The organism is Rhodococcus sp. YL-1, assembly GCF_001942025.1.
Lineage (GTDB): Bacteria > Actinomycetota > Actinomycetes > Mycobacteriales > Mycobacteriaceae > Rhodococcus_F > Rhodococcus_F qingshengii.
This window is the reverse complement of sequence record NZ_CP017299.1, coordinates 3,851,522-3,870,494: the sequence shown is the minus strand read 5'-3', so window position 1 is coordinate 3,870,494 and position 18,973 is coordinate 3,851,522. Positions and strand designations below refer to the sequence as shown.

General features: G+C 63.3%; 17 protein-coding genes. 11 read left to right on the top strand and 6 right to left on the bottom strand.

The window, feature by feature from the left end; genetic code table 11:
- Window positions 1-31: 31 nt before the first annotated feature.
- Genes BH682_RS17975 through era form a run of 4 tightly spaced genes read left to right on the top strand, consistent with a single transcriptional unit; the run spans window position 32 to window position 3,979 of the window.
- Entirely contained in the window at window positions 32-1,120 is a 1,089-nt protein-coding gene (locus tag BH682_RS17975) for a PhoH family protein (protein ID WP_003944580.1), read from the top strand.
- Between the two features lie 48 nt (window positions 1,121-1,168).
- Window positions 1,169-1,711: an rRNA maturation RNase YbeY gene (gene ybeY / locus BH682_RS17970; RefSeq protein ID WP_003944525.1), complete on the top strand. Its 543-nt coding sequence runs from the start codon at window positions 1,169-1,171 to the stop codon at window positions 1,709-1,711.
- Window positions 1,712-1,732: 21 nt separating this feature from the next.
- Window positions 1,733-3,037: a hemolysin family protein gene (locus tag BH682_RS17965; RefSeq protein WP_003944509.1), complete on the top strand. Its 1,305-nt coding sequence runs from the start codon at window positions 1,733-1,735 to the stop codon at window positions 3,035-3,037.
- 24 nt (window positions 3,038-3,061) lie between these two features.
- A complete protein-coding gene (gene era, locus BH682_RS17960; protein WP_003944451.1) occupies window positions 3,062-3,979 on the top strand; it encodes a GTPase Era in 918 nt (305 codons plus the stop codon).
- On the opposite strand, the gene BH682_RS17955 is transcribed toward era, so the two are convergent.
- Both BH682_RS17955 and BH682_RS17950 read right to left on the bottom strand, forming a co-directional pair.
- Window positions 3,976-4,527, bottom strand: coding sequence for a TetR/AcrR family transcriptional regulator (locus BH682_RS17955; protein WP_030536607.1), 552 nt, complete (start codon window positions 4,525-4,527; stop codon window positions 3,976-3,978). The genes era and BH682_RS17955 overlap by 4 nt on opposite strands.
- A 4-nt stretch (window positions 4,528-4,531) precedes the next feature.
- On the bottom strand, window positions 4,532-5,950 hold the full coding sequence (locus BH682_RS17950) for an amidase (protein ID WP_075833622.1): 1,419 nt from the start codon (window positions 5,948-5,950) through the stop codon (window positions 4,532-4,534).
- 329 nt (window positions 5,951-6,279) lie between these two features.
- Between BH682_RS17950 and kdpF the strand changes: the two genes are divergently transcribed.
- From kdpF to BH682_RS17920, 6 genes are read left to right on the top strand one after another with little or no spacing between them, the layout of a single operon-like run.
- A complete protein-coding gene (gene kdpF / locus BH682_RS17945) occupies window positions 6,280-6,378 on the top strand; it encodes a K(+)-transporting ATPase subunit F (protein ID WP_007731078.1) in 99 nt (32 codons plus the stop codon).
- The gene (kdpA, locus tag BH682_RS17940) at window positions 6,378-8,063 is read left to right on the top strand and encodes a potassium-transporting ATPase subunit KdpA (protein WP_003944472.1); all 1,686 of its coding nucleotides are present in this window, start codon (window positions 6,378-6,380) and stop codon (window positions 8,061-8,063) included. The genes kdpF and kdpA overlap by 1 nt, the downstream gene beginning before the upstream one ends.
- Window positions 8,060-10,165 carry a potassium-transporting ATPase subunit KdpB gene (gene kdpB, locus BH682_RS17935; protein WP_007731079.1) on the top strand — a complete coding sequence of 702 codons (2,106 nt, stop codon included), beginning with the start codon at window positions 8,060-8,062 and terminating at the stop codon, window positions 10,163-10,165. The genes kdpA and kdpB overlap by 4 nt, the downstream gene beginning before the upstream one ends.
- A 6-nt stretch (window positions 10,166-10,171) precedes the next feature.
- A complete protein-coding gene (locus BH682_RS17930) occupies window positions 10,172-10,822 on the top strand; it encodes a potassium-transporting ATPase subunit C (protein ID WP_007731080.1) in 651 nt (216 codons plus the stop codon).
- Window positions 10,823-10,829: 7 nt separating this feature from the next.
- On the top strand, window positions 10,830-13,370 hold the full coding sequence (locus BH682_RS17925) for a sensor histidine kinase (protein WP_058227192.1): 2,541 nt from the start codon (window positions 10,830-10,832) through the stop codon (window positions 13,368-13,370).
- Window positions 13,367-14,047, top strand: coding sequence for a response regulator (locus tag BH682_RS17920; protein ID WP_003944545.1), 681 nt, complete (start codon window positions 13,367-13,369; stop codon window positions 14,045-14,047). Before BH682_RS17925 ends, BH682_RS17920 begins: the two co-directional genes overlap by 4 nt.
- A gap of 9 nt (window positions 14,048-14,056) precedes the next feature.
- Here BH682_RS17920 and BH682_RS17915 read toward each other — a convergent pair whose 3' ends face one another.
- A complete protein-coding gene (locus BH682_RS17915) occupies window positions 14,057-15,037 on the bottom strand; it encodes a zinc-binding alcohol dehydrogenase family protein (protein WP_030536604.1) in 981 nt (326 codons plus the stop codon).
- Window positions 15,034-15,495, bottom strand: coding sequence for a MarR family winged helix-turn-helix transcriptional regulator (locus BH682_RS17910; protein ID WP_007731082.1), 462 nt, complete (start codon window positions 15,493-15,495; stop codon window positions 15,034-15,036). Before BH682_RS17910 ends, BH682_RS17915 begins: the two co-directional genes overlap by 4 nt.
- Window positions 15,496-15,616: 121 nt before the next feature.
- Here BH682_RS17910 and dinB point away from each other — a divergent pair, with 121 nt between their 5' ends.
- Window positions 15,617-16,915 carry a DNA polymerase IV gene (gene dinB / locus BH682_RS17905; protein ID WP_007731083.1) on the top strand — a complete coding sequence of 433 codons (1,299 nt, stop codon included), beginning with the start codon at window positions 15,617-15,619 and terminating at the stop codon, window positions 16,913-16,915.
- Here the strand turns inward: dinB and BH682_RS17900 are convergent.
- Together BH682_RS17900 and BH682_RS17895 are read right to left on the bottom strand one after the other, a co-directional pair.
- Window positions 16,912-18,192 carry an LLM class flavin-dependent oxidoreductase gene (locus tag BH682_RS17900; protein ID WP_058039414.1) on the bottom strand — a complete coding sequence of 427 codons (1,281 nt, stop codon included), beginning with the start codon at window positions 18,190-18,192 and terminating at the stop codon, window positions 16,912-16,914. The two genes, dinB and BH682_RS17900, sit on opposite strands and share 4 nt — an antisense overlap.
- Window positions 18,192-18,956, bottom strand: coding sequence for a 3-oxoacyl-ACP reductase (locus tag BH682_RS17895; protein WP_007731086.1), 765 nt, complete (start codon window positions 18,954-18,956; stop codon window positions 18,192-18,194). The genes BH682_RS17900 and BH682_RS17895 overlap by 1 nt, the downstream gene beginning before the upstream one ends.
- Window positions 18,957-18,973 lie beyond the last annotated feature (17 nt).

Sequence of the window (18,973 nt, the reverse complement as noted above, 5' to 3'; positions counted from 1 at the left end):
ATCGGACCAGAAAGCAGGCCATATTCACCACGTGAGTGAACACAGTGAACTCGACGGGAACCGTGTAACCACCATCACCGAGCGCGCTCTGCCCGCAGAGCGCACCGTCCGTTCGAGTATGGATCTGGCGCCGGAGACCGTGCGTCAAATCCTGGGGGCGACGGACGAGAATCTCACCGCGATCGAACGTGAGCTTCGTGCCGACATTCATGTACGTGGCGGAACCATCTCCTTGTCGGGGACGGCTGCAGACGTGGCGCTGGCAGAACGTGTGTTCAGTGAATTGGCGTCGCTGGCCGGTCGGGGGCAGCCCATTGCCCCGGACGCTGTTCGACGAACCATCGGCATGCTCACCAACGAGGTCGGCGAGTCTCCGGCCGAGGTGCTCTCCCTCGACATTCTTTCGCGTCGGGGCAAGACGATTCGGCCGAAGACCCTCAACCAGAAACGCTACGTCGACGCCATCGACGAGAACACCATCGTGTTCGGAGTCGGCCCGGCCGGTACCGGCAAGACCTACCTCGCCATGGCCAAGGCCGTTCAGGCGTTGCAGGCCAAGCAGGTCTCTCGGATCATCTTGACCAGGCCGGCAGTCGAGGCCGGGGAGCGACTGGGCTTTCTGCCCGGCACGCTGCACGAGAAGATCGATCCGTATCTCCGCCCGCTGCACGACGCATTGCACGACATGATGGATCCCGAGGCGATTCCGAAGTTGATGCAGGCCGGAGTCATCGAGGTCGCTCCGCTCGCCTACATGCGTGGCCGGACGCTCAACGACGCCTTCATCATCTTGGACGAAGCGCAGAACACCACGGCCGAGCAGATGAAGATGTTCCTGACCCGCCTCGGGTTCGGTTCCAAAATCGTGGTCACCGGAGACGTGACCCAGGTCGATCTGCCGGGCGGGGCCCGTTCGGGTCTGCGCGCGGCATCCGAAATCCTCACCGGGATCGACGATATTCATTTCGCCACTCTCGACAGCAGCGACGTCGTACGTCATCGGCTGGTCTCTCACATCGTCGACGCTTACGAGCGTCACGAATCGGATCGGTCCGGCGAGTTGGCGGTCGGAAACCGGGCGCAGCGCCGCGCTGCACATGCTCATTCACCGCGACGGTAGGCTGAGCGACGCATCAACCCCTACTTTTCCCAGGAAAGAGCGTCGCACATGAGCATCGAGGTCTCGAACGAATCGGGCATGGACATCTCCGAACCGGAGTTGATCAGCGTTGCCCGTTTCGTGATCGCTCGGATGGATGTCCATCCGGCGGCCGAGCTGTCGATGGTTCTCGTCGACTCCGCGACGATGGCGGATCTGCACGTTCGCTGGATGGACCTGCCGGGTCCGACCGACGTCATGTCGTTCCCGATGGACGAACTCGAGCCGGGTGGCCGTCCCGATTCCCCCGAGCCGGGGCCGTCGATGCTCGGCGACATCGTGCTGTGTCCGTCTTTCGCCGCGGATCAGGCTGACAAGGCCGGGCATTCACTGGCTCACGAACTTGCCCTCCTGACCGTCCACGGTGTGTTGCACCTTCTCGGCTACGACCATGCGGAGCCGGAGGAGGAGAAGGAGATGTTCGGCTTGCAGAACAGCCTCCTCGAAGAGTGGTACGAAGACCTTCGCCGTATCGACCGCGAAGCAGCACTGGCCGAACGCGATCAGAAGCTGCTCGGTAAGACCGGTTTCGTCGACGGAGTGGACCGATAACAGTTATCCGGGGGTTCTGTAGTGAGTAGCGCCATAGCGCTCTTTGTTCTGGCGATTGCTCTTGTCCCGGTCGGTGGTGTGTTCGCGGCCGTCGACTCGGCGCTCAACACCATTTCGTCGGCGCGGATCGACGAGATGGCAAAGGAAGAGCGAGCCGGCGCCGCGCGAGTGCAACGCATCCTGACCGATCGCCCGCGATACGTGAATCTGATGGTCCTGCTTCGCATTTTGTGCGAGATCACGGCCACCGTCGTACTCGTGGGCGGCCTGATCGACGTCCTCTCGCTGGGCTGGGCGCTGACCGTCACCGCGGTGATCATGGTTCTCGTCTCGTACGTGGTCATCGGCGTCGGACCGAGAACGCTTGGGCGCCAACATGCGTACTCCATCGCGATGGCCGCGTCGCTGCCACTGCTGTGGATCGGGGTTCTGCTCGGGCCGATCAGTCGCGTCCTGATCCTCGTGGGTAACGCATTGACCCCGGGTAAGGGCTTCCGCAACGGCCCGTTCGCGTCGGAAATCGAGTTGCGTGAACTCGTGGACATGGCGCAGGAACGTGGCGTCGTGGCCGACGAAGAACGCCGAATGATCCAGTCCGTCTTCGAACTCGGAGACACGTCGGCGCGCGAGGTGATGGTGCCCCGCACCGACATGGTGTGGATCGAGAACGACAAGAATGCCGGGCAGGCAACGTCGTTGGCCGTCCGCAGTGGTCACTCGCGCCTGCCGGTCATCGGGGAGAACGTCGACGACGTGCTCGGTGTCGTCTACCTCAAGGATCTGGTCAAGCAGACCTACCACCTGCCCGACGGCGGCCGGAACGTCAACGTCTGCGACGTCATGCGGCCCGCCGTCTTCGTTCCCGACTCGAAGCCGCTCGACAGCTTGCTGGCCGAGATGCAGCGCGACCGCAACCACATGGCGATACTCGTCGACGAGTACGGCGGAATCGCCGGGCTCGTCACGATCGAGGACGTCATCGAAGAGATCGTCGGTGAGATCGCCGACGAGTACGACGAGGACGAGACGCCGCCCATCGAGGATCTCGGTGACGGAATGTTCCGCGTATCCGCGAGACTTCCCATCGAAGACCTCGGTGAATTGTTCGATCTCGAACTCGAACTCGACGAGGTGGAGACCGTCGGCGGGCTGATCGGATACGTACTCGGCCGAGTGCCACTTCCCGGTTCCGAAGTGGAGTACGACGGTTTGATCCTGCGCGGCGAGGGAACCAATACGGGCCGAGGCCGGGTACGCATCAGCACGGTGTTCGTGCAGCGCATCCCGCCGTCCGAAGACGAAGAGACAGAAGACACCGATGACTGAGCGAGAGTTCAGCGAGGAGCAGTTATGAGCAAGAACGAATTCCGGTCAGGCTTCGTGTGTTTCGTGGGTCGACCCAATACGGGCAAGTCCACGCTGACCAACGCGTTGGTCGGCAGCAAGATCGCGATCACGTCCTCGCGCCCGCAGACGACGCGCCACACGATTCGCGGCATCGTTCACCGCGAGCATGCGCAGCTGATCCTGGTGGACACCCCTGGACTGCACAAGCCCCGCACTTTGCTCGGGCAGCGCCTCAATGACCTGGTTCGCGACACGTACTCCGAGGTCGACGTCATCTGCCTGTGCATCCCGGCCGACGAGGCCATCGGGCCCGGAGACCGCTGGATCGTGCAGCAGGTCCGTCAGATGGCGCCCAAGACCAAGCTTGTCGGCATCGTGACCAAGATCGACAAGGTCAGCCGCGACGCCGTCGGAAAGCAGTTGCTCGCGCTGTCCACCCTGCTCGGCCCCGAATCCGAGGTCGTTCCGGTGTCCGCGAAGTCGGGTGAACAGGTCGAGATCCTGGTCGACGTCCTCGCCGGTCTGATGGACGAGGGCCCGGCCTTCTACCCGGACGGCGAATTGACGGACGAGCCCGAAGAGGTGCTCATGGCCGAACTGATCCGTGAGGCTGCGCTCGAGGGGCTCGGCGAAGAATTGCCGCACTCTCTGGCTGTGGTGATCGAGGAGGTCATCCCGCGTGAGGGTCGCACCGAGAAGCAGGGCGAGATGCTCGACGTGCATGCGTTGCTCTACGTCGAGCGGCCCAGTCAGAAGGGCATCGTCATCGGTAAGGGCGGGGCGCGTCTGCGGGAAGTCGGTACCAGTGCGCGCCTGCAGATCGAGAAGCTGCTCGGTGTGCGGATCTTCCTGGAGCTGCACGTCAAGGTCGCCAAGGACTGGCAGCGCGACCCGAAGCAGCTCGGCCGGCTGGGCTTCTAGGGCCGGAGGACCCTGAGGATCGCCGCGCCGATGTCCTGCTCGTCGACGCCGGTGGCCAGGCGTCGGAGTTGGAGGCCGGTGATGACGGCGACGAGCGTCGATGCAATCGACTCCGGATCAGGTACACCGAGTGCCGTCAGAATCGTGACGGTCAAATCGTCGTAGGCGGCGAAGCATTCGACGGCGACTTCGTGGAGTTCGTGGTCGCGCCCGGCGGCGATGTACATCTCGAACGGCGCGATCCGCTCGGCCGAGAACGAAAGATCTCGCGTCACCTTTTCGGCTATTGCCGCGGCGTCCTCGACGCTCAGACCTTTGTCGCGGTACTCCTCGGCCAAGGCGCGCAGGCGCGTCGTCTCGTCGGTCACGAAACGAGACAGCGCGGCCCGCAGCATGTCCGACTGGCTGGCGAAGTGATACGTGATCGATCCGAGTGAGACGCCGGCCTGCGCGGCGATGCGCCGGTTGCTCACACCCGGGATGCCGTCGGTACCGACGACGTGCAGAACGGCGTCGAGTATTCGCTCGCGAACGTCCCGGTTACTCATCGGGTCACCACCACGGCTCGGGTCGGACCTGATCCCAACGCAGGACCGATTCCAACTGTGAAGCGAGGGAGACCAACAGAGGTTCGGTGTTCTCGTTGCCCATCAACTGCGCACCGATGGGCAGGCCGGCCTTGCTGAATCCGGCCGGCACGTTGACCGAGGGCCAGCCGAGGACGTTCCACGGCCACGCGTAGGGGCAGGCGCCGGTCATGACCTTGTCGGTGTCCCAGCCACCGATGCCGTCGATCGCGGTCGCCATGATCGGTGGAGTTGCCGTCGTGGGTGCCAGGACGACGTCGTAGGTGTCGAAGATCGCTCCGATCCGCTTTCGCATCCGCGGCTCGGCCGCGCGGGCCGCGCGCAGAGGTGCGCCGCGAAGTAGCTTGCCGTTCTGGGCATTTCCGCGTGTTCTGGCATCGACCAGTTTCGGGTCGGGAACGCGTCCGAGCCAGTCGTGGACCCCGACGAGCGAGCGGGGCAGAAAGTTCAGGCCGAAGATCAGGCCGTATGCGGGATCGTCGACGACGACATGGTGTCCGACTTCCCGCAGCGTTTCGGCGATCGAATGCACGGCCAGGCGCACTTCCGGGTCCAGCTTCACGGGAGTGGCGGTGAACGGATTACGAAGGGAAAGAGCGATTTTCAGCTTTCCGGGGTCGCGTCCCACCGCGTCGCTGACCGTCACCGGTGTCGGCTTGTGGAGGTCGCCGTCGTGGTTGCCGGCAGCGACGTCGAGCAACAGTGCCGCGTCGGCGACGGTGCGAGCGAGCGGTCCGTTGACCGTCAGGCCGTAGAACGCTTCGGCGTCGGGCCAGGTTGAGATGCGCCCGCGCTGCGGTTTGATTCCGACGAGGTTGGTCCAGGCCGCGGGGATTCGGATGGAACCGGCTCCGTCGGAACCGATTCCGGCGCTGACCAATCCGGCGGCGACGGCCGCGGCGGTGCCGCCCGACGATCCGCCTGGAGTGTGGTGACGCGACCACGGATTGCGCGTGTAACCGAAGGCTGAACCGCTCGTGAGCGGCCACTGGCCCAATTCCGGGCTGTTGGTCTTGCCCACGATCACTGCGCCGGCGTCGCGGAGGCGTCGAATCATCTCCGAGTCCTCGGTCTTGGCCGGGAAATCGCCAGGGCAACCGAAGGCCGTGGGTTCGCCGGTGATGTCGACGTCGTCCTTCACTGCGATCGGCACGCCGAGAAGAGGTAGGCGCTCGCCGAGTGCGAGACGCCTGTCGGCCTCGGCAGCTTCCTCGAGTGCCTTCTCGCGCCGCACGATCTTGAACGCATTGAGGTGAGGCTGAGTGGCCTCGATCCGGCTCAGCGTTGCCTCCGTGGCCGCGACGGACGAGGTGGCGCCCGAGGCCAGACTCGCAACCTGGTCGACAAGACCGGGGGCGAGATCGTGGTCGGTTCGAGAAGTCATCAGGTTCCCTTCGCAAAACTGTTCGTTCGAACGAACAGTAACTTGTTTCAGTATTAGTGAACTTCGGATTCGCGTCAAGATCGCGTCAAGACGCCAGGTCAGTGCGTAAGCGGATCGTCAGAGACGCGGAATCGGCCTTTCCGGAGGTCGAAGCTGAGAGAGCGCATCCGGTCGAGGGCGACCGCGCGTCATGGCTGCGATGCACAGCAGCACGGCAAAAGATTTCGAAGAGGGAAGCTCATGGCCGATCTGGCCTACGTTGCTCTGATTCTCGGCGGTTTTCTCGTGTGCGCGCTGGTACTGCGCGCCCTACAGGCGAGCGCTCCCAAATGACGGTTGCCGGTGTGGTCAGCGTGGTTCTGATCGCCGTCGCCGCGGCATTGGTCATTTACCTGCTCGTTGCACTCGTAGATCCTGAGAGGTTCTGATGTCGCCCGCTCTTGCAGCCGGCCTGCAGATCGCTTTTGTCCTCGTCGTTCTGGCAATTGCCTACGTTCCGGTGGGCGACTACATGGCGCGTGTTTACTCGTCGACGCGAGATCTTCGGGTCGAGAGTGTGATCTACCGTGTCGGTCGGATCGACTCCAGGGCCGAGCAGACGTGGTACGGCTACGCCGCAAGCGTTCTCGGATTCTCGCTGGCCAGCGCATTGTTCCTGTACTTCCTGCAACGGATTCAGGGAGTACTGCCGCTGAGTGACGGTCTGTCCGGGGTCAGTCCTGCCGTAGCGTTCAACACCGCGATTTCGTTTGTGGCGAACACCAACTGGCAGTCGTACACGCCGGAAACGACGATGAGCAACTTCGTTCAGCCCGTCGGTCTGGCGGTGCAGAACTTCGTCTCGGCAGCGGTCGGCATGGCGGTGGCCATCGCATTGGTTCGCGGCTTCATTCGGGTGGCCAGGGGCGGCGAGATCGGCAACTTCTGGGTCGATCTGACGCGTGGTTCTCTGCGCATCCTCCTCCCGTTCTCCTTCGTGATCGCCCTGATCCTGTTGAGCCAGGGTGTGATCCAGTCGTTCCACAGCGGTTTCGCCTCCACCGGCCTCGACGGCAATGCGGTGACCAATGCACTGGCCCCCGTCGCGTCCCAGGAAGCGATCAAGGAACTCGGCACCAACGGTGGCGGGATCTTGGCTGCCAACTCGGCGCACCCGTTCGAGAACCCCACCCCGTTGAGCAATGTCGTCGAGATTCTGGCGATCCTGTTGATTCCGGTCTGCCTCACCCGAACGTTCGGAACTCTCGTCGGGGATCGTAGGCAAGGCCTCACCCTGCTGGCAGTGATGGGAATCCTGTGGAGCGGGCTGCTCGCAGTCACGCTCGCTGCCGAATCCGGCGCACGCGGTGTTGCCGCCACAGCAGCTGGTTCGATGATGGAGGGCAAGGAAGTTCGCTTCGGAATCCCCGGATCGGCGTTGTTCGCGGTGGCAACCACGGGAACGTCGACGGGCGCGGTGAACTCGGCCCACGACAGCATGTCCCCCCTCGGCGGCGGCGCGGTCCTGCTCAACATGTTGCTCGGCGAAATTGCGCCAGGTGGAGTCGGAACCGGCCTCTACGGGATTCTTGTGCTGGCATTGATCGCAGTGTTCGTCGGCGGACTGCTGGTCGGTCGCACGCCCGAATATCTCGGCAAGAAGTTGGGTCGACGCGAGATCACCCTTGCGGCGCTGTCGATTCTGGTCATGCCCGCGCTGGTCTTGATCGGTACCGCCATCACCGTCATCCTCGGTTCGACCACCGGTTATCAAGGCAACGGGGGAGATCCGGGTACGCCGGGATCGATCCACGGGTTCAGTGAGGTGCTTTACGCGTTCGCCTCCGCCTCGAACAACAACGGCAGCGCCTTCGGCGGTCTGACGGTCACCAGCGACTGGTTCCAGTCGTCTCTCGGAATCTGCATGCTTCTCGGCCGATTCCTGCCGATCATCTTCGTTCTCGCTTTGGCCGGTGCTCTTGCCTCGCAGAAGAAGGTGGCGCCGACGGCCGGCACCCTCCCGACGTCCGGACCGATGTTCACGGGTTTGTTGACCGGCACCGTCGTTCTTGTTGCTGCACTTACATTCTTCCCGGCCCTCGCGCTGGGCCCGCTAGCGGAGGCTCTTCAATGACCGTGCGTATCAGTGAGAAACCCGTGGTAGCGCAAGACGCTGCCGACAAGGTTGATCCAGGGCAGTCCCGTCAAGTACACGCAGGCGTTTTCAACCCGCGGCAGATGATCACCGCGTTGCCGGGGGCCGTGCGCAAACTCGACCCACGCCACCTCGCCCGCAACCCGGTCATGTTCGTGGTGTTCGTCGGTTCCGTCATCACCACTGTCATGGCGATCGCCGATCCCTCGGTGTTCTCCTGGGTGATCACCCTGTGGCTCTGGTTCACGGTGATCTTCGCGAACCTCGCCGAATCCGTGGCCGAAGGGCGCGGCAAGGCGCAGGCGGCGAGCCTGCGAAAGGTGAAGCAGGACACCACAGCACATCGGATCACGATGAGCGGTGCGATCGAATCGGTTTCCGGCACCGAACTGGTGGTCGGCGATCGGGTGATAGTGGTTGCCGGCGAGGTCATCCCCGGCGACGGCGACGTGGTCGAAGGTATTGCCTCCGTAGACGAATCGGCGATCACCGGTGAATCCGCGCCGGTGGTCCGTGAATCCGGTGGTGACCGGTGCGCCGTCACCGGTGGTACGACGGTTCTCTCGGACCGCATCGTCGTGGAAATCACCGCAGCACCGGGCAGTTCGTTCGTGGACCGGATGATCGCGCTCGTCGAGGGTGCTTCACGTCAGAAGACACCCAACGAGATTGCGCTCAACATCCTGCTCGCGTCGTTGACCGTCATCTTCCTCCTCGCCGTCGTAGCCATCGGCCCGATGGGCTTGTACGCGGGGCACGAGCAGGATCCGATCAAGCTGATCGCACTTCTCGTCTGCCTGATCCCGACGACCATCGGAGCGCTGCTCTCGGCGATCGGTATCGCGGGCATGGACCGCCTCGTCCAGCGCAACGTTCTCGCGATGTCGGGGCGCGCGGTGGAAGCTGCGGGCGACATCGACACCCTGTTGATGGACAAGACCGGAACCATCACTTTCGGTAACCGCCGGGCCACCGCACTCCATCCGGCGCCCGGTGTATCCGCCGACGATCTTGCTGCGGCAGCTCGCTTGTCGAGCCTGGCCGACGGAACTCCCGAGGGACGGAGCATCGTCGAGCTGTGCGCAGCGGAGTTCGGTCTCGCTGCCGAGCCGACGCTGGACGAGGAACGCGCCGAGTTCGTTCCGTTCACGGCACAAACCCGGATGAGCGGACTCGACCACTCCGGACGCCAAATCCGAAAGGGTGCAGCAGATGCGGTGATGAACTGGGTCGTCAGTGGCGGTGGACACGCGGAGAGCGCGGTGACCGACACCGTGGGCGACATCGCCCAAGCGGGCGGAACGCCGCTGGTAGTTGCCGTCAAGCATGGTGAGAGTACCTCGATCCTCGGCGTGATCGCGTTGTCCGACGTCGTCAAGCCGGGAATGGCTGACAGGTTCGCCGAACTCCGGGCGATGGGTATTCGCACGATCATGATCACCGGCGACAATCCGTTGACCGCGAAGGCGATTGCCGACGAGGCGGGCGTCGACGACTTCATGGCGGAGGCCACCCCGGAAGACAAACTGGCCCTGATCCGGAAGGAACAGGAAGGCGGACGTCTCGTCGCGATGACCGGTGACGGGACCAATGATGCTCCCGCCCTTGCCCAGGCCGATGTCGGGGTCGCGATGAACACGGGAACCTCGGCAGCCAAAGAGGCCGGTAACATGGTCGATCTCGACTCCGATCCCACCAAGCTGATCGAGGTGGTGGAAATCGGCAAGCAATTGCTGATCACCCGCGGCGCGTTGACCACATTCTCGTTGGCGAACGACCTGGCGAAGTATTTCGCAATCCTGCCGGCCTTGTTCAGCGGCATCTACCCGCAGCTGGACGCGTTGAACATCATGCGTCTCGCCACCCCCGAATCGGCGATCGTCTCGGCCGTGATCTTCAACGCCTTGGTGATCATCGGTTTGATTCCGTTGGCACTCAAGGGTGTTCGATACCGACCGTCGACGGCATCGCAGTTGCTCGGACGTAACTTGCTCGTCTACGGTCTCGGCGGTGTGATCACACCGTTCGTCGGTATCTGGTTGATCGATCTCGTCGTACGTTTGATTCCTGGAATTGGGTGACCTGACATGCGTTTCACTATCGGTTTTGCCAAACAGGTGTGGGCGGGTTTGCTCGTATTGCTCGCGCTCACCGTCGTTCTCGGTGTGGTCTATCCCGCCGCGGTGTGGGGTGTCAGCCGGATCAGTTCCGGATCTGCCGAAGGCTCACCGGTCACCGATGCCGCCGGTTGCGTGGTCGGCAGTGCCTGGGTGGGTGTCGATCCGCAGGTCGCCGAAGGGCAGCAGGACCCGTTCTTCCACAATCGTGTTGTCGGATCCGTTTCGGACGAGGATCCGTTTGCCACCGGTGATCCCGCGGCGGCACTGCCGTCCAACCAGGGGCCGAGCAGCGAGATTCTGGCCGGATTCGTCATCGAGCGCCGGGCAGCCATCGCGGCACGTGAGGGCGTCGACCCGGCATCGGTTCCCGTCGACGCAGTCACCGGTTCGGGCTCGGGTATCGATCCCCACATCAGTCCGGCGTACGCCGAACTGCAGGTCGCGAGGGTGGCGGCCAACAACGGCATCTCGGAAGACCAGGTGCGGGACTTGGTGGCCGAGCACACCGACGGTCGGCAACTCGGATTTCTCGGAGCCGAGCGAGTCAACGTCCTGGAATTGAACCTGGCACTCGGATTGACGGCACCTACGTGTGCTGCGCCGACGACTGGTGGATGATTGTCACGTGAGTTCTTCGGAGAAGGTCGGTCAATCTTTCGGTAGGGCACGCAAACGTGGTGAATTGCGTATCTACCTCGGCGCTGCGCCCGGCGTCGGAAAGACCTTCGCGATGCTCGGTGAGGCTCATCGGCGTCGAGATCGTGGCTGTGACGTGGTCGCGGCCGTCGTGGAGACACACGGCCGCGCCCGCACCGCGGCGCAGATCGGAGACCTCGAAACAGTGCCGCCCAAGCTGGTGGATTATCGCGGAACACGGATGCCGGAACTGGACGTCGAGGCCGTGTTGGCTCGGCGTCCGGCCCTTGTCCTGGTGGACGAGTTGGCACATACCAACACGCCAGGGAGCAAGAATCACAAGCGCTGGCAGGACGTACAGGAACTGCTCGAAGCCGGGATCGACGTTCTGTCCACGGTCAACGTGCAACACCTCGAAAGCCTCAACGACGTTGTCGCGCACATCACCGGCGTGGTTCAGCAGGAGACGGTTCCGGACGCGGTAGTGCGTAGTGCGGCGCAGGTCGAGCTGGTCGACATCACCCCGGAGGCGCTGCGCCGCAGACTTTCTCACGGAAACGTGTATTCACCGGAACGGGTCGATGCGGCCTTGGGCAATTACTTCAGACGCGGAAACCTCACGGCGCTACGCGAACTGGCACTGCTGTGGGTGGCCGATCAGGTGGACGCCGCACTGGCGAAATACCGGGCCGAGAACAAGATCACCGATACCTGGGAGGCGCGCGAGCGTGTCGTCGTTGCCGTGACCGGGGGACCGGAGTCGGAAACCCTGGTACGACGCGCATCTCGAATCGCGTCGAAGTCGAGCGCCGAGCTGATGGTGGTCCACGTCGTACGCGGTGACGGACTCACCGGCGTCTCGGCCCCAGAGATGGGCAAGGTGCGCGCGTTGGCTGTCGGAGTCGGCGCCACGCTTCACACCGTTGTCGGTGACGACGTACCGTCGACGCTCCTCGAGTTCGCGCGTGAGGAGAACGCCACACAGTTGGTGCTGGGAACGTCGCGGCGTTCCCGCCTGGCTCGCATCCTCGACGAGGGGATCGGCGCTGCGGTGGTTCAGCAGTCCGGTGGTATCGACGTTCACATGGTCACGCACGAGGAAGCGACGGCGCGACGACGCATTTCGGTGCTGGGGCGCTCGGAGCGCCGGGTCCTGTCGTGGATTGCGGCGATCGTCGTGCCTTCGCTCGCGGCCGCGATCATGGGTCTCGTCGACCGAATCTCCGGGGTCAACGGCGAGAACGCGCTGTTCTTCGTCGTGGTCGTTCTGGTCGCCCTCCTCGGCGGCGTCGGCCCGGCGATATTGTCGGCCCTGATCTCGGGACTGCTGCTCAATTACTTCTTCACCGATCCGCGGTACAGCTTCACCATCGCCGAACCTGACAACTTCATCACCACTGTCGTGCTGTTGATCGTGGCTGTGGCAGTTGCCGTTCTGGTCGACGCCGCAGCAAAGCGCGCCCGCGAGGCGAAGCGCGCATCCGAGGAAGCCGAACTGCTCACACTGTTCGCGGGATCAGTTCTCCGCGGAGCGGATCTGTCGACACTTCTGGCGAAGGCACTCGAAATCTATCGCCAGCGAGGGGTTTCCGTCATTCATCACGACGACGGAGTCATCGCCGCCGTGGGTACGCAGCCGCCGACCACGGACGACGAAGCGGATACGGTCTGTGAGGTCAACGACGGGGAATACGCGCTGTTGTTGGCTGGGCCCGACCTGAGTGCGCGGGATCGACGAGTGCTGACGGTGGTGGCTCACCAAGCAGTTGGGATGATCCGCCAGGAGAAACTGACAGTCGAGGCGAGCAAGGCTGCCGCGCTCACCGAGGCTGATCAACTGCGTCGAGCCCTGCTGTCAGCGGTAAGCCATGACCTGCGAACGCCTCTCGCCGGAGTGAAGGCGGCGGTGTCGAGTCTGCGCAGCGACGACATCGAGTTCTCGGCCGAAGACACCGCTGAATTGTTGGCAACCATCGAGGAGTCGGCGGATCAGTTGACGGCGCTGGTCGGGAACTTGCTCGACTCGTCCCGACTTGCCGCCGGGGTGGTGAAACCCACGCTGCGGCCGGTGTATCTGGACGAGGTGGTTCACCGCGCGTTGCTGGGCCTCGGCATCGGTGGACGCTCGGATTCGCGGGCTCGAAGTGTAGTCGTCGACGTGGGTACCGTTGCAGTGCAAGCAGATCAAGGTCTGCTCGAGCGGGTGATTGCGAACATCGTCGACAACGCTCTGCGCTACGGGGGAGAAACCCCGGTGCGCGTCGGGGCGGCGCAACTCGGTGATCGTGTGGTGATCAGTGTTGCCGATACGGGCCCAGGTGTTCCGCGAGGTGAGGCCGAAACGATGTTCCAGCCGTTCCAACGGATGGGAGATCGCGACAACACCGGCGGAGTGGGCCTCGGACTTTCCGTGGTGCGCGGATTTGTCGATGCGATGGGCGGAACGGTCAGCGCCACAGACACACCTGGTGGGGGATTGACGATGATCGTGGAGTTGGCTGCGGCCGGTACGAATGGGAATGGATCATGAGTCGAATCCTGGTAGTGGACGACGAACCGCAGATTCTGCGAGCTCTGCGTATCAATCTTTCGGTGCGCGGGTACGAGGTGGTGACCGCGTCGACGGGCGCCGGTGCCTTGCGGGCTGCTGCCGAGCGTCCACCGGACGTCGTGGTACTCGATCTCGGACTGCCCGACATGGACGGCACCGAAGTGCTTGCCGGCCTGCGTGGCTGGTGCACGGCGCCGGTCATCGTGCTGTCGGCGCGCACGGATTCCGCGGACAAGGTCGAGGCTCTCGACGCCGGTGCGGACGACTACGTCACCAAGCCCTTCGGGATGGACGAGTTTCTGGCCCGCGTGCGCGCTGCGGCGAGGCGGGGAACCTCCGCGGCGGACACTTCGGAACCGTCGGTCGAGACCGCGTCCTTCACGGTGGACTTGGCTGCGAAAACAGTGAGTCGGCGCGGTGAACAGGTGCATCTGACTCCGACCGAGTGGGGCATGCTCGAGATGCTTGTGCGCAACCGCGGAAAGCTGGTCGGGCAGAAGGAGTTGCTTCGGGAAGTGTGGGGACCGGCGTACGACACCGAGACCCACTATCTACGTGTCTACCTGGCTCAACTTCGTCGGAAGCTCGAGGATGACCCGGCGAACCCCAAGCATCTGATCACCGAGGCAGGAATGGGTTATCGATTCGTGGTGTGAGAAGCCAGGTCAGAGCACAACTACCAATTTGCCACGTGCCGTACCGGCTTCCATCTTGGCATGTGCTCGCGCGATGTCCTCGAACGCGAACACCTCGTCGATCGGTACCACCGCCTCGCCTGACGCCACAGCGGAGAGGAAGTCTTGCAGTACGTCGGCAGGCAGGTCGGACGCGTCCCCACCGTACGAGGTCAATCGCACTCCGCGTGGAATGTAGTCGATCGGATAAAAGTCTTTGACTGTCCACTCGTTGGACAGCATTCCCGTGAAACACACGGTGCCGTGAACGCGGGTCGCGCGCAACGTGTCGGGAAGTGTTGGTGTTCCGACCAATTCGAGGGCCAGATCAACACCGCCCGGGAGGATGTCTCGAACCTGGCCGGCCACAGCACCGTCGTCGACGATAACGTGGTCAACCCCGATCGCGGTCAACGACGACGCTTTGTTCGCATCTCGGGTGGTCGCAAGGACAGTGAGTCCCCACTGCTTCGCCAGGACTGCGGTTGCCATGCCGACCGAGGAGGTTCCTCCCCGGATCAACAGGGATTGACCGGATTTCGCGTCCAGTCCTACCGTCAGCGAGCCGTAGGACGTTTGCAGCATCTCGGGAACAGCTCCCACTGTCGACCAGTCCAGTTCGCTCGAGAAGGGAACGACCTGACTGACGGGAACGCACGTGTACTCGGCATAACCGCCGTCGAACGTCCTCCCCATCCCACCCATCATGGCGGCGACTTGCCGGCCTTCGGTGAGCTCCCCGCCGGGGCAGTTCACCACTTCGCCGACGGCCTCGATGCCCAGCACCCTCGGGAATGTCACGCCTTCGGCGAGGCCGAGGCGGGTGTGAAGTTCGGATCGATTGAGGCCGAATGCCTTCACCCGGACCAGTACCCAGCCCGCAATCGGCACGGGTATCGGAATCACTTTGATAGTCAATGCTTCTGGCGGGCCGGGGGCGTCGAGCACGATTGCGCGCATTGTGTCGGTCATGCTTTTTCCTTCGTGGTCGGTGTCAGGTTTCGATTGGCTTCACGCAGCGTGGCCAGTGTGGCGCCGAATCGATCGAGAGCGTCGGGCGTCAGCACGGAACCGAGACGGCGCTCCAATTCGCCGTCGAACGTTGCCTTCGCCCGCCGCAACAGCTCATTGCCCTCGGGAGTCAACTCGATGAGTGAGGATCGTTTGTCGGTGGGATTGGATTTTCGACGGCAGTGTCCAGCCGCTTCGATTCGATCCACCAGCTTGCTCGTGCCACCGACGGTGATCGCGAGGGCCTCGGCGATGTCGAAGACCCGACAGGAGCCGAGCCTGTCGATGATCTGCATCGGCTCGAATCGACTCAGTGGCAGGTCGTGCTCGATTCGGAGTCGCTGGTCGACGGCCGTCCACAGTTCGGTTTCGAAGCGGACGAGGTTGTCGAAGTGCCTGCTCAGGGCTGATCTGGTCACGAGCAGACTCCGAACCGATATGCATTCCGTGGAATCATTTTCTCACCGTACGCCCGATTCGTGATTAATTCCATGGAATCTATTTGCGGCCTTTCATTGTGTCGGTGGCGCATGGGAACATATGTTCGTGTCGCATGAACCGCTGGATCAAGAAACGCCAGGTAATCACCCTGGCGGTGCTCGTTCCGGCGGTAATCATTCTGGCGGTAGTCGGTCCACAGGTGACGCAACAATCCTGCATGCGGATCTCGATTCGTTCTACGCATCAGTCGAGCAACGCGACGACCCGACTCTGGCCGGCAGGCCGGTCATCGTCGGTGGTGGGGTGGTCTTGGCGGCAAGCTACGAGGCCAAGGCGTTCGGGGTTCGCACAGCCATGAGCGGTGGTCAGGCCCGATCACTGTGTCCTCAGGCGATAGTTGTCCCTCCGCGAATGTCGGCGTACTCGCAGGCGAGCAAAGACGTGTTCGACGTCTTTCACGACACGTCGCCGCTGGTCGAAGGAATCTCCATAGACGAGGCCTTTCTCGAGGTCGGCGGGCTCGCCAAGATCGTGGGAAACCCGCTGCAGATCGGAGCCAACCTCAGACGCGATGTGGCCGAGCAGGTCGGACTACCGATCACGGTCGGAATCGCACGCACCAAGTTCCTGGCCAAGGTCGCCAGTGCATTCGCGAAACCCGACGGATTGCTGCGAGTGCCGCCGGAGGGCGAGACCGAGTTCCTGCATCCCTTGCCGGTCGAGAAGCTGTGGGGCGTCGGCAAGATCACGGCCCAGAAGCTGCGAAACTTCGACATCGTGACGGTGGGTGACATCGCTCGGCACGACGAATCCTCGATCGTCTCGATTCTCGGGGGCGGCGCCGGTCGCCATCTCTACGCACTCTCACACAATCGAGATCCGCGCCCCGTCCGCGCCTACCGTGGCCGCAGTTCGATGGGTGCTCAGCATGCGCTGGGTCGCGGATCCCATCCCCGCGCAGAACTCGATGCGTCGTTGATGTCCCTTGTCGACCGTGTCAGTCGACGCATGCGTTCGGCGCAGCGGACGGGGCGCACGGTCACGCTCCGGCTCCGCTTCGCGGATTTCACGCGGGCAACTCGATCTCACACGCTGCGCCGGTCCACCGCCGACACAGCGGAATTGCTGAGCGCCTCGATGGTGCTGCTGGACGAAGCGATACCGATGATCGCGGACAAGGGCATCACGTTGATCGGTGTCGCTGTCTCCAACCTGGATCGGGACGGCGCCGAACAACTCGAATTGCCCTTCGACGGTCCAGGATTCGCGGGTCCGGACACTGCCGCCCTCGACTCGGCAATGGACAGTGTCCGGAAGAAGTTCGGCTCCGCGGCCCTCACGAGGGGAGTGCTCCTGGGACGCGATCCGGACCTGTCGGTGCCGCTACTGCCGGACTAGGTGAGGTTTTCTCGCAGAGTCGCTCCCTCGTATTCGCGACGGAACAACCCACGCGCCTGCAGCACCGGAATCACGTGATCGACAAAATCTTCCAGACCCCGCGGATAGGTTGGCGGCATCAGATTGAAACCGTCGGCACCGCGGCCGTTCAACCAGGATCCCATCTCGTCGGCAATCGACTCCGGTGTTCCGATCATCGTTGCGTGACCACCACCCGCAGCGAGCGTCCCGAGGAGCTCCCGCACAGTCGGTGCGTCCTTCTCGACGATCCGCAAAATAGTGGCGTAGCGTCCCTGCGGCCCTGTGAACGCTTCGAGTGGAGGCAACGGGGGCACGGGCCCGTCGAGATCCCAGTTCTCGCAATCCTGTCCGGTGAACAACGAGAGTTGGCGTATCGACTGTTCGGTGGGCAGCAGGAGATCGAGTTCGGCCTTCTTCGCCCTGGCCTCGGCGACGGTGCTGCCGACGTAGGTGACCAGTCCCGGCATCACGGCGACAGAGTTCGAATCCCGGCCGGCTCGCTCGATTCTCGATTTCACGTCCGCGTAGTAGGCCTGTGCGCTGGGTAAGTCGTAGGCAACCGAATAGATTGCCTCGGCGCGACGCGCCGCCAGATCGCGGCCCTGCTCGGACGCCCCGGCCTGGAACAACACCGGCCGGCCTTGCGGGGAGCGCGGAACCGTCAACGGCCCGTCCACCCGAAAATGTTTGCCGTCGTGATCGATTCGAGAAATCCTGTTTGCGTCGGCAAAACGCCCCGACCGGTCGAGAATCAGCGCGTCTTCCGACCATGAATCCCACAATGCGAGGGCCACTTCGACAAATTCGTCGGCTCGTTCGTATCGGGATGCGTGATCGGGCATCGCCTCGAGTCCGTGGTTGCGCGCCTCCTGGTCGAACATCGAGGTCACGACGTTCCAGCCGGCCCGTCCGCCGCTGATGTGGTCGAGCGAGGCCAACAGTCGCGCCGCGTGAAACGGCGTGTAGAAAGTGGTGGAAATGGTGGTCACCAGGCCGATGTCCGCTGTCGCTCGTGCCATGGCAGTCAATGCGGTGATCGGCTCGAGAAACCACGACGCACCCGACTCGGGTTCGCGAACACTGTGACCGTCAGCGAAGAAGACGGCGTCCAGCTTGCCGCGTTCGGCGATCTGGGCGAGCGACTCGTAATACGTGATGTCGCCGAGACTTTCGACCGGTGAGTCGCGATGACGCCATGCCGCACTGTGATGTCCGCAACCGAGCAGGAACGCACCTATCCGCAGCTGTGCGCCCATCAGTTCTTGACGAGTCCGCCGTCGACAACCAGGTTCTGGCCGGTCACGGCCCGTGACCATGGTGAGGCGAAAAAGAGTGCAGCGTCGGCAAATTCGTCCGGCGTCGTGACTCGGCGCAGGGGAGTGCTTGCCGCGATCATGTCGAACACGGCTTCCGGTGTCGCGGCACTCGCATCGGTGGTGCGGAGCAAGCCGCCGGAGACCATGTTGACTGTGATCCCGTCCGGACCGAGGTCGGCGGACAGCGTCCGTGTCAGTGCCAACAGTGCGGCCTTGGCAGCGGTGTAGTCGTGGTACGGAACTACCGGATTCTGGACCAGATTGGTTCCGACAGTGATGATTCGGCCGAAGCCGAGTTCGCGCATGCCTGGTAGCGCTGCCTGGGTGGTATTGAGTGTTCCGGCAACAGCTCCGCGTAGTTGAGACTCGAAGTCGGCCCAGGTGATCGTGTCCGCGTTCGGCCGTGCATCGCCGTTGAACGAGAAGTCGACCAGTGCATTGTCGACCACGGTCGAGATCGGTGCGTCGAATCTCTCGCGTGCAGCGGAGAACAACTGGTCGACGGAACTGCGGTCCGTCACGTCCGCCTGGACTGCGAAGGTGCGATCCTCACCCAGTTCGGCGACCAGGGCCTCGGCGGCATCGCGGCTCTTGTTGTAGTTCACAATTACGCGGGCGCCCGAGCGGGAGAATGCTCGGCTCAGTGCGGCGCCTAGCCCGCGGGCGCCACCGGTGATCAGAACGATCTGCTCGTCGAGGTTCAATGCGCGCTGAAATTGCT

Coding starts and splice junctions, on each gene's coding strand:
- BH682_RS17930 (WP_007731080.1), top strand. CDS start 10,172: ATGCGTTTCACTATCGGTTTTGCCAAACAGGTGTGGGCGGGTTTGCTC.
- BH682_RS17955 (WP_030536607.1), bottom strand. CDS start 4,527: ATGAGTAACCGGGACGTTCGCGAGCGAATACTCGACGCCGTTCTGCAC.
- kdpF (WP_007731078.1), top strand. CDS start 6,280: ATGACGGTTGCCGGTGTGGTCAGCGTGGTTCTGATCGCCGTCGCCGCG.
- dinB (WP_007731083.1), top strand. CDS start 15,617: ATGTTCGTGTCGCATGAACCGCTGGATCAAGAAACGCCAGGTAATCAC.
- kdpA (WP_003944472.1), top strand. CDS start 6,378: ATGTCGCCCGCTCTTGCAGCCGGCCTGCAGATCGCTTTTGTCCTCGTC.
- ybeY (WP_003944525.1), top strand. CDS start 1,169: ATGAGCATCGAGGTCTCGAACGAATCGGGCATGGACATCTCCGAACCG.
- BH682_RS17950 (WP_075833622.1), bottom strand. CDS start 5,950: ATGACTTCTCGAACCGACCACGATCTCGCCCCCGGTCTTGTCGACCAG.
- kdpB (WP_007731079.1), top strand. CDS start 8,060: ATGACCGTGCGTATCAGTGAGAAACCCGTGGTAGCGCAAGACGCTGCC.
- BH682_RS17915 (WP_030536604.1), bottom strand. CDS start 15,037: ATGACCGACACAATGCGCGCAATCGTGCTCGACGCCCCCGGCCCGCCA.
- BH682_RS17920 (WP_003944545.1), top strand. CDS start 13,367: ATGAGTCGAATCCTGGTAGTGGACGACGAACCGCAGATTCTGCGAGCT.
- BH682_RS17900 (WP_058039414.1), bottom strand. CDS start 18,192: ATGGGCGCACAGCTGCGGATAGGTGCGTTCCTGCTCGGTTGCGGACAT.
- era (WP_003944451.1), top strand. CDS start 3,062: ATGAGCAAGAACGAATTCCGGTCAGGCTTCGTGTGTTTCGTGGGTCGA.